The sequence below is a fragment of the Methylomonas defluvii genome (assembly GCF_033949435.1).
In the GTDB taxonomy this organism is placed as follows: Bacteria; Pseudomonadota; Gammaproteobacteria; order Methylococcales; family Methylomonadaceae; genus Methylomonas; species Methylomonas defluvii.
The window spans coordinates 122,553-136,339 of the sequence record NZ_JAXARY010000012.1 but is presented as its reverse complement, the minus strand read 5'-3'; the positions used below and the strand labels follow the sequence as shown (position 1 = coordinate 136,339).

The window sequence follows — 13,787 nt, the reverse complement described above, 5'->3', positions numbered from 1 at the left end:
CCAAAGTAGATCAAAAGGAAAAGTCGATGTTAACTATCTCGCTACGCAAGGGATTTTTAAGCGGTTTAGTGGCCTTAGCCTGGCTGTTATTGATGCTGAACGGTTGCCGAGAGGATAGCAAAAGCGTCGCTCCGCCGATGATATATCTGTTGAACCATCAACACTGGACGCCGGTGTTGGTACTGAATTTTACCGATGCCATCGCGCCACCGGATGACAAAAGTTTGCCTTTGAAGGACGGGATTCCGCAACTGGAACCGGCCATGGAGGGTGTGTGGCGGTGGCAGGATCCGTCGCGGTTGGCGTTTTTTCCGGCGAGACAGACGATTACGCCTGATACTAATCTGAAAATTTCTTTGGCTGACGTGAAATTGCATCCCAGCTACAAGCTGGAGCAAGCCGATCTAAAATTCCATACTCCCGAATTGCAAATGATTCGCCACGAATGCCAATGGGTCGATAGTCACGACGCACCCTTGCGGCGTTCGTTGGAATTTAACTTGGAGTTTAATTATCCTTTAGCCCGTCCTTCTTTCAGCGTCGCGATGGCCAACGGCACGGCGATAGAAATTCGTGCCAGTCAAGGCGTGCGTATTAAGGCCAGTAGCGACCAACTGCTGCGTCCGGCCGAGGATTCTGTTATTAAAGCAAGCTTTAAAGCCGGCAAAGTGTGGTTGCTGGCTGTCAATCAGGCCGCGACCGAAGCTGAATTGGCAACTGGTGCCGAATGCGAGTTGCCGATGATACGGGGGGATTGGGATAAGTTCGATGCGCCGAAAGCCGTTACTCCCAGCGTCACCGATATCTGGGCCAATCAATACGACGGCAAAATCAGTGTTCGGCTCAGAGGTACGGATTTGACAGAGTCTGTCAAGAAAACCAAGGCCGGCGAGCCCGTGGCTGCCGGCGTCCGCATCGTGCCCGAAATGGAAGGACAATGGTTCTATGGAGAATCCAAAGGCGATGGCGATTTGGTTTTTACCCCGAAGGCGGCGGATGCGTTGAAACCCGGCCAAGCATATGAAGTCAAGCTTGAGCAATCGGCCTTTCCGGCGCTGAAGTTTGAAAAGCCGCAGTATTCCGGCTACGTGACGATGCCGGATCTAACTGTGTCGGTCGGCAATGTTCGGCTTTACAACGACCCGATAGATGCCAAGATTAAACGCGCCACGGCCATCCTGACTTTCAATTATCCACCGCAACGCGATGGTTTGGCCGCCAAAACAGCGGTGTGGTCGCGGCGTTTGCCGGCTAGAACGTTCCAGGATGCGATCGGCTACGAGCTTAGCTACGACGACAAAAATCCCAAACTGGCCTATCTGAAAACCACGGCATTACACTTGGTCGACGATCCGAGCGAAATCAAGATCGTTGTCGATAAAGGCGTCGTTGCCCAAAGCGGCGGCGAGCCGAGCAAGCAGGAAGCAATCGGCGTACTGGCCGTGCCCAGCGCACTGGATTATTTGAAAATAGAAAGTCTGGCTGTCCAAAGTGTCATCAAGCAAGATGACAGTATCGAACGTTTGCTTGTGCTGAAAACCAATATTGCACTGAAAGACCCGGCCGGGTTGGAAAAAGCCGTCGAAGTCTACGTGTTGCCGGATTGCCGGATCAAAAATCCCGTCAGACCCAAGTTTTGCGCCGAAAAAGATGTTGCCGAATGGCAAAGCGCCAATCAGATCGACTCCGACGTCATTAAAATGTCGACGCCGGCGGCGTTAAAATGGCGCGAATCGGGTAGTGAAGATCCTACGGTTCAGCATTTGAGTTTCGCGGCTCCGGAAAATAGCCGGTTGTTGGTCAAGGTCAACAAAGGCATCGAAAGCCTGGACGGTTTTAAACTGAGCGGCGACGCCCGCTATTTACAGGAATTGGGCGCTAATCAACGCGAGCTGAAAATCCTCCACGAAGGTGCCTTGCTCAGTCTCAGCGGCAATAAACAATTGGGCGTTACCGCGCGCGGCGTGCAAAACGTGCACGTGGAGTTGCAAAGGGTGTTACCGCACAACATGCACCATGTCGTGCATTTCACCTCCGGTAATTTCGAAAATCCCAGCTTCAGCCTGCCAATCGAGCATTTCGCCGAGAAATTCGGTTACGACCAGGCTTTACCCGCCGGCAAGGAAATGGAACGCCAGTATTTCGCGGTGGACTTCGGCCGTTTTACTCGCGACAAAGGCTTTCCGCCGCGAGGCTTGTTCATTCTGTCGGTAGGGGAAAAAAAGCCCGAAGCCTCCAAAGCATGTAGCGAAGAAACTTCAGCCGTTGACGATGTTGAAAACGAGAATGCGGAGCTTATCGAGCCGGGCGACGAGGATGAGCAAAGCCAAGCAGAGTGCGCCGGCTCGGCAAGCGAAGTACCAGTGCTCGGCACCGATAAACGTCTGGTGCTGCTGACCGATATGGGGCTGTTGGTTAAAACCGCCTCCGACGGCAAGCAAGAAGTATTTGTAATGTCCTTTCGCAGCGGCCAGCCGGTCGCTGGCGTGCAAGTGTCGCTGCTGGGCAAGAACGGCGTGGCGGTGTTTTCCGGCAAGACCGACGCACAAGGCAAAGTCATCTTTCCGACTACCGAAGGCCTAAAAGATGAGAAAACCCCGACCGTTTATTTGGCAGAGAAAGACGGCGACCTGAGCTTTCTGCCGTTTAACCGTAGCAACCGACAGCTGGATGTGTCGCGCTTCGATATAGACGGCCTGCGCGATAATGCCGACAGCCTGCAAGCCTTTTTGTTCTCGGATCGCGGCATCTACCGGCCCGGCGACACGCTGAAAATCGGTGCGATTTTGCGCAAACGCGATTGGTCGGCGCTGCCGGCCGGTTTGCCTTTGAAAGCCGTGATCAGCGACCCGGAAAATCAGGAAGTCTGGAGCAAAACCTTGAGTTTCGGCGCCGAAGGTTTCGAGGAAATCGCCTGGACCAGTTCAGCCGCCGGCAAGACCGGTACCTATCGCGTGGAGTTGATCGTTGCTGACAAGAGTAAAAAGTCGTTGGGCAGCACCAAGGTCAGAATAGAGGAGTTTCAGCCTGATCGCTTGCAGGTCAAAACTGAGATTCCCGCCGCGCCGGCCAAGGGGTGGCTATCCCCTGATGCTGCCAAGGCCAAAGTCACGGTCCGCAACCTGTTCGGCACCCCGGCCGAAGGCAATAGCGCCAAACTGCAATTGACCGCAAGGTCTTGGTCAGGCCAAGTGCCGGGTTATGCCGATTACCGTTTCCGGCGTTCTGCGACGGATAGCATCCCTGATGTGCCTCAAGAGTTGGGTGAAACCAAGACCAACGCCCAGGGCGAAGCCGTATTTGACCTGCCTCTGGCAAGCGTTGCCGAACCGGTCTACGAAATAGCGCTGGCCGGGGAGGGCTTCGAGAAAGGCTCGGGCCGCTCGGTGGTGGCCATGACTTCGGCGCTGGTGTCCAAACAGGCTTATATGTTGGGTTATAAACCCGATGGCAGTCTGGATTTCATTGCCAAGGACAGTAAGCGCAAGCTGGATTTGCTGGCTCTGGGCAGCGACTTTCAGCCACGGCAAACCGAAACATTGAATGCCGAGATATTCGAAACCCGCTATGTTTCGACGCTGGTTAAACGCAACGACGGCTTGTATCAATACCAGTCCATGCAACGCCAGGAACTGCGCAAAACTCTGCCGCTGATCTTGACCAAGGGCATGGCCGACTTGATCTTGCCCAGCGACAACCCCGGCCGTTTCTATGTAATCTTCAAAAACACCCAGGGCGAGGAACTGAACCGAGTCGATTACACCATCGCCGGTGCCGGCAACGTCACCCGCAACATCGAGCACAACGCCGAGCTGAATCTGACCCTGAATAAGACCGAGTATCAACCCGGCGAAACTCTGGAAGTACAAATGGTCGCGCCGTATCAGGGCGCGGGTTTGATTACCGTCGAACAGGACGGCGTACTCACCAGCCAATGGTTCAAGACCAGCACCACTGCCTCCCGCCAGCGCGTCGTGTTGCCGAAAAATATCAGCGGCAACGCCTATCTGTCGGTGGCTTTCGTTCGTTCGCTGGATTCGCGGGAAATTTACATGAGTCCGCTCAGCTATGGCGTGGTGCCGTTCAATATCTCCAAACAACGCTATACCCAGGAGATAGCACTTAAGGTGCCGGAGACCGTGCAACCCGGCAAAACGCTGGATGTGGGCTACCGTGTCAAGGAACCGACCAAATTGGTGTTATACGCAGTCGACGAGGGCATTTTGCAGTTTGCCCATTATCAGAATCCGGCACCGTTGGATTATTTCTTCCGCAAACGCGCCTTGCAGGTTAAAAGCCACCAGATTCTGGATTTGATCTTGCCGGATTTTGCCTTGGTACAGCATCTATCTGCGCCGGGCGGCGATGAGGATGCGCAGCTGGGTAAATATAAAAATCCCTTCGCCCGCAAACACAAACCGCCTATGGCGTTCTGGTCCGGCATCATCGACGCTCAGCCTGGTGAACACAGCCTGGCGATTCCAGTGCCGGATTATTTCAATGGCAAAATCCGCGTGATCGCCGTGGCGGCCAATGCCGGCAAACTGGCGGTGCCGGTGGCGAGCAGCGTTGCCAGCCAGGCTTACGTGATCCAGCCGCAGCAACCCTATGTTGCCGCGCCAGGCGACGAGTTCGACATGGGCGTACTCGTCGCCAACAATAGCGGCGCAGCCGGCAATCTGCCCTTGCAAGTCAATGTCGCCGCCGGCGATTCGTTGGAATTGTTGTCACCCAATCCGCAAATTCTGACGCTGGCTCAGGGCCAGGATGGCACGGTGCGTTTCCATGCCAAGGTCAAGGACAACAAACTCGGTCCCGTCGATGTGCATTACCAGGTCTCTGGCGCCGACAAGAGCGCCGATTACCGCGAGGAAATCAGCATCCGGCCGTCGCAACCCTTACTCACGACGCTGCAAGGTGGGGTGCTGACCATAGAGGAACAGCGCAAGGGCAATGTGCGCCAGTTGGACGTGAAACGCGACATGTATGACGCCCAACGGCATGTGGAGTTTTCAGTGTCCATGACGCCGGCAGCCTATCTGCGCGGCATCGTCGATTATCTGAAACACTATCCTTACGGTTGTACCGAACAGATCACCAGCCAAGCCTTCCCAGCGGTGGTGTTGGGCACCAATCCTGAATTGGGTTTGTCGGCCGACGACGTTCAGCAATTGCTTGGCCGCAGCATTCACACCCTGCAAACCCGGCAGAGGCATGACGGCAGTTTTGGTTATTGGACGGTGGCGGACGAAGGCATGCCGTTTTACTCGATGTATGCCACCCATATGTTGATGGAAGCCAAGGAGCGCGGCCATCAGGTCCCGGAAGCGATGCTGGAACGCGCGCTGGGTTTTGCCGACGAGTATGCCCAATCCCGGCAATACCAATTCCTGCAACACGACGCCAAAGCCTATGCGTTCTATCTGTTGGCTCGAAGCGGCCGGAATGTGGCCGAACGCTTGCGGGCTTTCGAAGCCGATCTGCAGGCGCAAAGCAAAAGCAGCGGAAACGCAATAGCTAGCCGCAGCCGTTTCTTCATTGGTGCCGCCTACAAGCTGCATCATCTGGATCAGGATGCCGACCGCCATTTCGGCGAATTCCAGCGACAATGGAAATCCAGCGGCTTGTTGCCCAAGGACATTCATAACAATCCGGAAGATCTGAGTCTATACCTGTATTTGGTCGGCAAGCACATGCCGGAGTTGATCGACAGTCAGGACCCGCAATTCGGCCGCTATCTGCTGGAGCTGGGCCAGGATTTGGTCAAACAGCGGATGAACTCGTTCCGTGGATCGATGGCTTTGCTGGGCCTGGGCAGCTTGTGGACGCGCTTTGAACAGGATCAGCAAAAAACCTTTACGGTGTTGGCCGGCACGCCGCTGGCACAACTGGCCCTGGAAGGCAAAACCATCAAGAGTGCCATGCTGACGCCGGCGCTGCGGCCTTTGGAAATTCGCGGTGAAGGCAGTTGGAATCTGTACTACCAGCTTAGCGAACGTGGCTACGACAAAGCCGCGCCCGCCACAGCCATCGTCGAAAAGCTCAGCATTACCAGGCAGTTGCTCAACGATAAAGGCGAAAAAGTCGACCACATCGGATTGCAGGACAAGCTGTACGTTCGGGTGGGCCTGCATCCTGATCGGGCGATGAAGGACGTGGCGGTGGTGATGCTGATCCCCGGCGGTTTCGAAATCGACCTGAGCGAGCAAGGCTTGGCCGAGCGCAAGTCGCTGCCTATAGACAAGAAACCGCTCTGGCAGCCGGATTACATCGACGTACAGGAAGATCGTTTAGTGATGTTCGGCGCGCTGGACGGCGGCGAAAAATATTTTGAGTTCCGCTTGAAGCCCTTGAACTCAGGCACTTACAAGGTGCCGCCTGTGTTTGCAGAGGGGATGTATGACAGCGAGATTTTGTTTAGAGGATTGGGGGACGTGGTGAAGGTAGATGAATAATAAAAAAGGAAGATACTTTATGGATGCTGATTGCGTACTCAATTGTTCTTTATCGCTTGGATGCGGGAACGCAACGCAACGGCTAAAGCCGCCGCAATCGTTTACCTATTTATTCCATTTGTTAATGGTATTGACCTTCGTGCATCTGCCGGGCAACCTTGCTCATATCACCAGCTATTGCTCGTTTCGATAAGGATGTACTGGAGGCCTTCCTTGCCAGAGGCTGTGGCTGGCAAACGCGGATGAATGATGTGCTGAAAGGCTGGCTTAATGAGCATGCGGCGGATTAATAAACAGCCATATTGAACAGGATTCCTGGAAGCTCTGGAGTCCAGCTTTATCGAAGGTTTACGTGCGGAAAAAACCTCAAGTAAGGTATGGAAGTGGGGATTGCCTGGTACGAAAATGCCGAAAATTGGGCGGCGGTTAAACGGCGAACGCTGGATGCTGGGTCGCGGGCTGAATTTTTTTTCCAAACTGCTAGGCAACGGTCAGGCAATATTTGCTTAACGGATCAGGTTAGATGCGCCGACAAAATCTCTCAAAATGGAGGTGAATTGTCGCCGCTTGGTCTCTATTTCACCAAAACTAATGAAATTTACCGCCAAGGTTTTGAAATCCTCGCCGGCCAAACGCCTGCTGTTGGCGACGGTTTTACTGACATTGCTGATCTGGCTGGCACAGGGCTTTAGCCCGCAACCGTTGTTGGTCAACCGAGCCAACGGCTCGTATGTCGTGACCGACAACGATGGTCGCTTGCTGCGATTGAGTCTAACGTCCGACGAAAAATACCGGCTGTGGACGCCATTGGCAGAACTGCCGCAATCCTTGCAAGATGCGACGCTGCATTACGAAGACCGCTGGTTTTACCAGCATCCCGGTATCAATCCGGTGTCGCTGTTGCGGGCGGTGTGGAGCAGTTTGATCACGCAAGATCGTCGGATGGGCGCATCTACGCTGAGCATGCAATTAGCGCGGCAGCGCTGGCGCTTGAAGACCGATACCGTAGACGGCAAGTTAAAGCAAATGGCTTATGCCTTGTGGTTGGAGCGGCATTTCACTAAAACGGCATTGTTGGAAGCCTATCTTAATCTGGCGCCCTATGGCGCCAACATTGAGGGCGCCGGCGCGGCGGCCTGGGTTTATTTCCACAAGCCGGTTTCGGCGCTCAATCAAGACGAGGCGCGGGCTCTGGCGCTGATACCGCAAAACCCCCACGCAAGGGCACCTATGAATCCTGCTGCACGGCAAAGGCTGCACTTGGCCTGGCAGGCGGCATACGGTAACGATCCCGGATTCGACCGTCTCTGGTTCAGGTCGCGTAAGGAGCTGCCGTTCGGCGCGCCACATTTCGCCGAACGATTGCATAGTCTACATCCTGAATCGGCAACCTTGTCGTCAACGTTGGATGGCACCGTGCAGGCACTAAGCGAGGAATTGCTGGGCGGTTTTCTGCGTCAACATAGATTACAGGGCGTAGCCAACGCCAGTGTGATGGTGTTGCATGCGCCGAGTATGGCGGTGTTGGGCTATGTTGGTTCGGCGGATTATTTCAACGCCGATATTCATGGTTACGTCAATGGCTTGAAATCGCCGCGTTCGCCAGGATCTACCTTGAAGCCCTTCATTTATGCTCAGGCCATCACTCAAGGTCTGATCACGCCGGATACTCGTCTAAAGGATACGCCGTTGCGTCTGGGCGACTACCAACCGGAAAACTTCGAGCGTAACTTCTACGGCCCGCTGTCGGCCACCGAGGCCTTGGTGCGCAGCCGAAATATTCCGGCTATCAGCCTGTTGGCGCAGTTGCAAAAACCGACGTTTCACCAATTTCTACTTCAGGCCGGCATAAATATCCCCAAACAGGCCGCCAATTACGGGCTGAGTCTAGCGATAGGTGGAGCAGAGATCTCCATGGAGGATTTAATGAAACTGTACGGCATGTTGGCCAATGCCGGTGAGTTGCGGGAATTACGGTGGTTGAATCAGGAGGATCAACCTGCAGGTAAGCCGCTGTTGACGCCGGAATCGGCGTTTCTAGTCGGCGAAATGCTGGAAAGCAATCCACGCCCGCAACGCAGTTTTGGCGGACGCAGTTTCGGTCGACAACGGGCCGTCGCGTGGAAAACCGGTACGTCTTCCGGCCTGAAAGATGCCTGGGCCATAGGCGTCATGGGCGATTTGCTGGTCGGTGTCTGGGCCGGCAATTTTGACGGCAGCCCCAACCGCCACTTGGTCGGACGAGAATTGCTAGGGCCGCTGTTGTTCGATATTCTGGATGCCGTCGCCATGGAGCGGCCGAGTCCTGTCGATAAAATTCCGCCACCTGGGTTGAAACGCATCGAAATCTGCCCGTTGTCGGGACAACCGGTATCTGATTGGTGCCCACATCGCAAGGAAGGCTGGATTATTCCAGGCGTGTCGCCAATTAAAACCTGCACCTTGCATAGATCGATACGTATCAACCCGGCCAACGGCTTACGAAAGTGCCCGGAAGACGATACGCCAGGCGAAACCCGTGTCGCTGAATTTTGGGATAGTGACGAGTTGGAGGCGTTCCGTCAGGCCGGCATCCGCCATGACAATCCGCCACCTTTCGAACGCTTATGCGAGCAAAGTCCAGCTGTCGATGTGGTAATCGATTCGCCCAAAATAGTGTCTCCGCAACCAGGGGTGAGCTATCCGGTACGCGGCGGGCAGCAAAACGGCATTGAATTCAGCGCTATCGCCGCCGGTGGTCAGCATCGTTTATTTTGGTTTGTAGACGATAGTTTTGTAGGTGAAGGTGCTACTGTGTTGTGGCCGGCGAAACCCGGCCGCGTCGAGATCGTCGTGGTTGACGATCAAGGGCTCTCGTCAAGTTTAGTGGTTGATGCAACACGGGTAGAATAGGCTACGAGTTACTCTACGCTAGCGAGGTTTAGGTGTTGGCCGTCACTCAATAATATGGATTTGAAAGCACGGTTTATTTGATTTCGGAATGCAACGCTAATCAGGCGTCTGCTCGGCCTCCGACAAACGGTATACATAAATCGTCGCACCTATCACAGCAGCTTGGCCCATTAATAAATTCACGATAGGCAGCGTCAAACCCAGGCCGGTCAAGCCGCCGAAGCTTAATACGCCCCAACGGGTTTGTTGCATGAATTGTTTTTGTTCGGGAAACGGCAGGCCGCGTTCTTCCAGCGGATACGCCAAAAACTCCATCGCGATGCCCCAGGCCGCAAACACCGCCCATACAAAGGGCGCGATCAGATTGACGACCGGAATCAAAAACAGCAGCAGCAAGGGCAAGACGCGCAGCAACAGATAGCCGACCCGGCGCAATTCGCCGAAAAACACCTTATCCCAAGGCAGTTCGGCTTTGACCACGCTGCCGCCGCTGATCAGTTGCAGCGTCTTAGCGGCTAGCTGGCTGTAATACGGCGCGGCGATCAGATTGGCAAACAGGGTGAAGGTAAAGAAGCCGATCACTAAAAAGCTGACAAAAAACAGCGGCCATAAAATCCAATTTAGCCATGACAACCAGTCCGGGATAAAGGAATGAATCAAAGCCGATACCGAATGGTAGCCCAGCACGAAGGCGCCGGTGTACAACACCATATTGATGAACAAAGGTATCAATAGGTATTTGCGCAATTCGGGGTGGGTGAGCATTTTCACGCCCTGCCACAAGCAGGTCAGCGCAAAGACAGGGTTATTGCCGCGCGGTATATTTAACATGGTGCCAAGCTCCTTACCCCGTGCAGGCCGGGATCGATAACCACGCCGCGTTCGGTGACGATGGCGCTAATCAGGGCGGCCGGGGTGACGTCGAATACCGGGTTCCAGGCGTTCACCAGAGAGCCGTCCTCTACGTAACAATCAGCCAATAATTCTTTGGGATTGCGTTGTTCGATTTCGATACTGTCGCCGTTCTCCATGCTGAAATCGAAGGTGGAGGAGGGTGCAGCTACCATCATTTTCACCCCGTGCTGTTTTGCCAACACCGCCAGCGAATAGGTGCCGATCTTGTTAGCCACGTCGCCGTTGGCGGCGATGCGGTCGGCGCCCACGATGATCCAATCGATTTTGCCGGATTTCATCAGCCAGGCCGCCGCCGAATCGGCGATCAGCGTAGCCGGAATACCGTCCTGCGCCAATTCCCACACCGTCAAACGCGCGCCTTGCAGCCAGGGCCGGGTTTCGTCGGCGTAGACGTTGTGCAATTGACCGCGCTTGTGCAAGCTGCGGATCACGCCCAGTGCGGTGCCGTAACCGCCGGTGGCCAGCGCGCCGGCGTTGCAATGCGTCAATACCGCTTTAGCATTGCCGATGACATCCGCGCCGCGTTCGCCCATGGCGTGATTGGCGGCGATGTCATCGGCGTGAATTTGCTCGGCCAACTGGCTCAGCGCCGCGATCGGTTCCGCCGGATTTTCCGCTAACAAGCCGCGCATTTTATCCAGCGCCCAGAACAGGTTTACCGCCGTCGGCCGGGACGCGGCGAGTTGTTGAATGTCTTCGGCAACGGCAGCTTGCCAATCGGCCTGCGGATAATGCTGCATCGCCGATAGCACGACGCCGTAGGCGGCAGCGATGCCTATGGCCGGGGCGCCGCGCACCCGCATTGAGGCAATGGCCTCGGTAACGCCGGCGGCATCGTTGTATTCGTCGTAAGTGATGGTTTCCGGCAGCAAGCGCTGGTCCAGCACTTTCAGGCTGTGTCCGCTCCATTGCAAGGCTTGTACGGAAAGTTTTTGCGTTGTAGTCATGATGATTTCGTCTAAATCTATATTTGAGGAGGTTATGAAATGCCCGGCAACTGCTCTTTTCCCTATGCGCTTGAGGTAAAAGCGCGGCCAATTTGCGTTGAAAAGGCAAATCAGATGCGGCGGTAGTCCGTTGTACGAGTGCTATTTTAAGGTGTTTTTGCACTTACTGCCGGGGGATATTGACTTCCCGTTGGCTGCGATCCGTGTCAATACAATCGCGGGGGTTGGGTTTTCGCGCAGGCGAGACGGTAAAGCGCCCCCGTCCCATTCCGGCATCATGACGTTCAACAAAATTAAATCGGGGTGTGGGTCGGAGTGGGTGGCGGCCTGCGCTGTTCTCCGCAGGCGAGCAAGCCGGCTAACGAGGTATAATCGCCGCTTTGCATATCGGGAGAACCCATGCTGGTCGACCTTCTCATTCAAGCCCGTTGGATAATACCGGTAGAGCCGGCGTCCGAAATCCATGAGCACGCCAGTCTTGTGATAGATGACGGCAGAATTGTCGATTTGTTACCGACCGAGCAGGCCATGTCAAAGTACCAAGCCCGACAGCTCGAAGTGTTGGATCAGCATGCACTGATTCCGGGTTTGATTAACTGCCATACCCACGCCGCGATGTCCTTGCTGCGCGGGATTGCCGACGATCTGCATCTGATGGATTGGCTGCAAAACCATATCTGGCCGGCCGAGCAAAAATGGGTCAGCGAAGCATTTGTCAGGGATGGCACCGATCTGGCGATTGCCGAGATGCTGCGCTGCGGCACGACCTGCTTTAATGACATGTATTTTTTTCCGGAAATCGTCGCGCAACAAGCCATGCAACACGGCATACGCGCCAATATCGGTTTGATCGTGTTCGATTTTCCGACCGTCTGGGCGGAAAACGCGGACGCCTATCTGACCAAGGGTTTGGCGCTCCACGAGCAACTCCGGCACGAAACTTTGATCAGCACCTCGTTTGCGCCGCACGCGCCATACACCGTGTCGGACGGACCGTTGCGTAATGTCATCACCTACGCCGACGAGATGAATCTGACCGTGCACATGCACCTACACGAAACCGCCCACGAAGTCGACGAGCAAAAAGGTAAAAACGGCCAAACGCCGCTACAGCGTTTACATGAACTGGGTTTGTTGACGCCGTCGTTTATCGCAGTGCATATGACGCAATTGTCCAGCGAGGACATCCAACTTTACGCGGAAACCGGCGGCCACATCGTGCATTGCCCGGAATCCAATTTGAAATTGGCTAGTGGCTTTTGTCCGGTGTCGGCGTGTCTGGCTGCGGGTATCAATGTGGCCTTGGGCACCGACGGTGCCGCCAGCAATAACGATCTGGATATGCTGTCGGAAATGCGTACCGCAGCCTTGCTGGGTAAGGGGGTAGCAGGCGATGCCAGCGCGGTATCGGCGACGACAGCGTTGGAAATGGCGACTATTAACGGCGCCAAGGCCTTGGGTTTGGACGCTGAAATCGGTTCACTGGTTATCGGCAAAGCGGCCGACGTGGTAGCGATAGATCTGAGTGAACTGGAAACTCAACCCTTGTTTAATCCGCTGGCGCAAATCGTCTATGCCGCCGGCCGGCATCAGGTGACTGATGTTTGGATTAACGGCAAGCAGTTACTGCGCAAGCGCGAATTGACCTCGTTTGATGTTCCGGCTCTGCGACAAAAAGTCACGCTTTGGCAAGAACGCTTGCAAGAACATCCCGCGAATTAACAGCCATTTTAGAAGTCGCCGAGAGGCCTTGTTAAAGGCCATTCAAGCCGTGGTACTGAATTCAAGATCAGGGCCGGAAGTTGGCACATGACGAATAACCTAGTAATACAGTAAACTATAGCCCCATGAACAGGTTGGCATTATGACAGCGACAGAAAACGTACATCCTCACGAAATTCATAAGTTTGGCTCGCAAGCCGAGCGTTGGTGGGATCCGAACGGCGAATTTAAAACCTTGCATGACGTCAATCCTTTGCGCTTGCAGTTCATTCAGCAATACGCCGATTTGTCAGGCAAGCGGGTGGTGGATGTCGGTTGCGGCGGCGGGATTCTTACCGAAGGTTTGGCGAAAGCCGGCGCGGATGCCTTGGGTGTGGATTTAAGCGAAGACTTGCTGGATATTGCCGATTTGCATGGCCTGGAAACCGGCGTCAACGCCAGTTACCGGAAAATCAGCGCCGAACAACTGGCCGAGGAACAGCCGGCCGGCTTCGATCATGTCACCTGCATGGAAATGCTGGAGCACGTGCCTGATCCGGCATCCATCATTGCCGCGTGCGCAACACTGGTTAAGCCCGGCGGCATGGTGTTTTTCTCGACATTGAATCGGGTGCCGAAAGCCTGGTTGCTGGCAATTGTCGCGGCCGAGCATGTGCTGAAAATGGTACCCAAAGGCACGCACGACTATAAAACCTTTATCAAACCTTCCGAGCTTGGGCAAATGGCTAGAAACGCCGGACTGGAACTGCAAGGGATGGTCGGTATCGAATACAGTCCGTTTAGCAAGCGCTTTAGTTTGGGTAAAGATATAGACGTCAACTATATAGCGGCGTTTCAGCGCCCCGAGTAACGCAGC

The 13,787-nt window shown here is 54.8% G+C and carries 7 protein-coding genes; 5 read left to right on the top strand and 2 right to left on the bottom strand.

Annotated features, from left to right (window positions below; all coding sequences use genetic code 11):
- Positions 1 to 26: 26 nt before the first annotated feature.
- From QLH52_RS14145 to pbpC, 3 genes are all read left to right on the top strand, one after another.
- Entirely contained in the window at positions 27 to 6,455 is a 6,429-nt protein-coding gene (locus tag QLH52_RS14145) for an alpha-2-macroglobulin family protein (protein ID WP_319961990.1), read from the top strand.
- Positions 6,456 to 6,613: 158 nt separating this feature from the next.
- A complete protein-coding gene (locus tag QLH52_RS24630) occupies positions 6,614 to 6,745 on the top strand; it encodes a BrnA antitoxin family protein (RefSeq protein WP_319961989.1) in 132 nt (43 codons plus the stop codon).
- Between the two features lie 301 nt (positions 6,746 to 7,046).
- Positions 7,047 to 9,347: a penicillin-binding protein 1C gene (pbpC, locus tag QLH52_RS14135; protein WP_319961988.1), complete on the top strand. Its 2,301-nt coding sequence runs from the start codon at positions 7,047 to 7,049 to the stop codon at positions 9,345 to 9,347.
- Positions 9,348 to 9,443: 96 nt separating this feature from the next.
- Here the strand turns inward: pbpC and cysZ are convergent, their stop codons facing one another.
- A complete protein-coding gene (gene cysZ, locus QLH52_RS14130) occupies positions 9,444 to 10,178 on the bottom strand; it encodes a sulfate transporter CysZ (RefSeq protein WP_319961987.1) in 735 nt (244 codons plus the stop codon).
- A complete protein-coding gene (gene mtnA, locus QLH52_RS14125; RefSeq protein WP_319961986.1) occupies positions 10,172 to 11,209 on the bottom strand; it encodes an S-methyl-5-thioribose-1-phosphate isomerase in 1,038 nt (345 codons plus the stop codon). The genes cysZ and mtnA overlap by 7 nt, the downstream gene beginning before the upstream one ends.
- A gap of 399 nt (positions 11,210 to 11,608) precedes the next feature.
- Here mtnA and QLH52_RS14120 point away from each other — a divergent pair, with 399 nt between their 5' ends.
- Both QLH52_RS14120 and ubiG read left to right on the top strand, forming a co-directional pair.
- Positions 11,609 to 12,931 carry a TRZ/ATZ family hydrolase gene (locus QLH52_RS14120; protein WP_171695847.1) on the top strand — a complete coding sequence of 441 codons (1,323 nt, stop codon included), beginning with the start codon at positions 11,609 to 11,611 and terminating at the stop codon, positions 12,929 to 12,931.
- 142 nt (positions 12,932 to 13,073) lie between these two features.
- Entirely contained in the window at positions 13,074 to 13,781 is a 708-nt protein-coding gene (gene ubiG / locus QLH52_RS14115; protein ID WP_171695846.1) for a bifunctional 2-polyprenyl-6-hydroxyphenol methylase/3-demethylubiquinol 3-O-methyltransferase UbiG, read from the top strand.
- Positions 13,782 to 13,787: the final 6 nt, after the last annotated feature.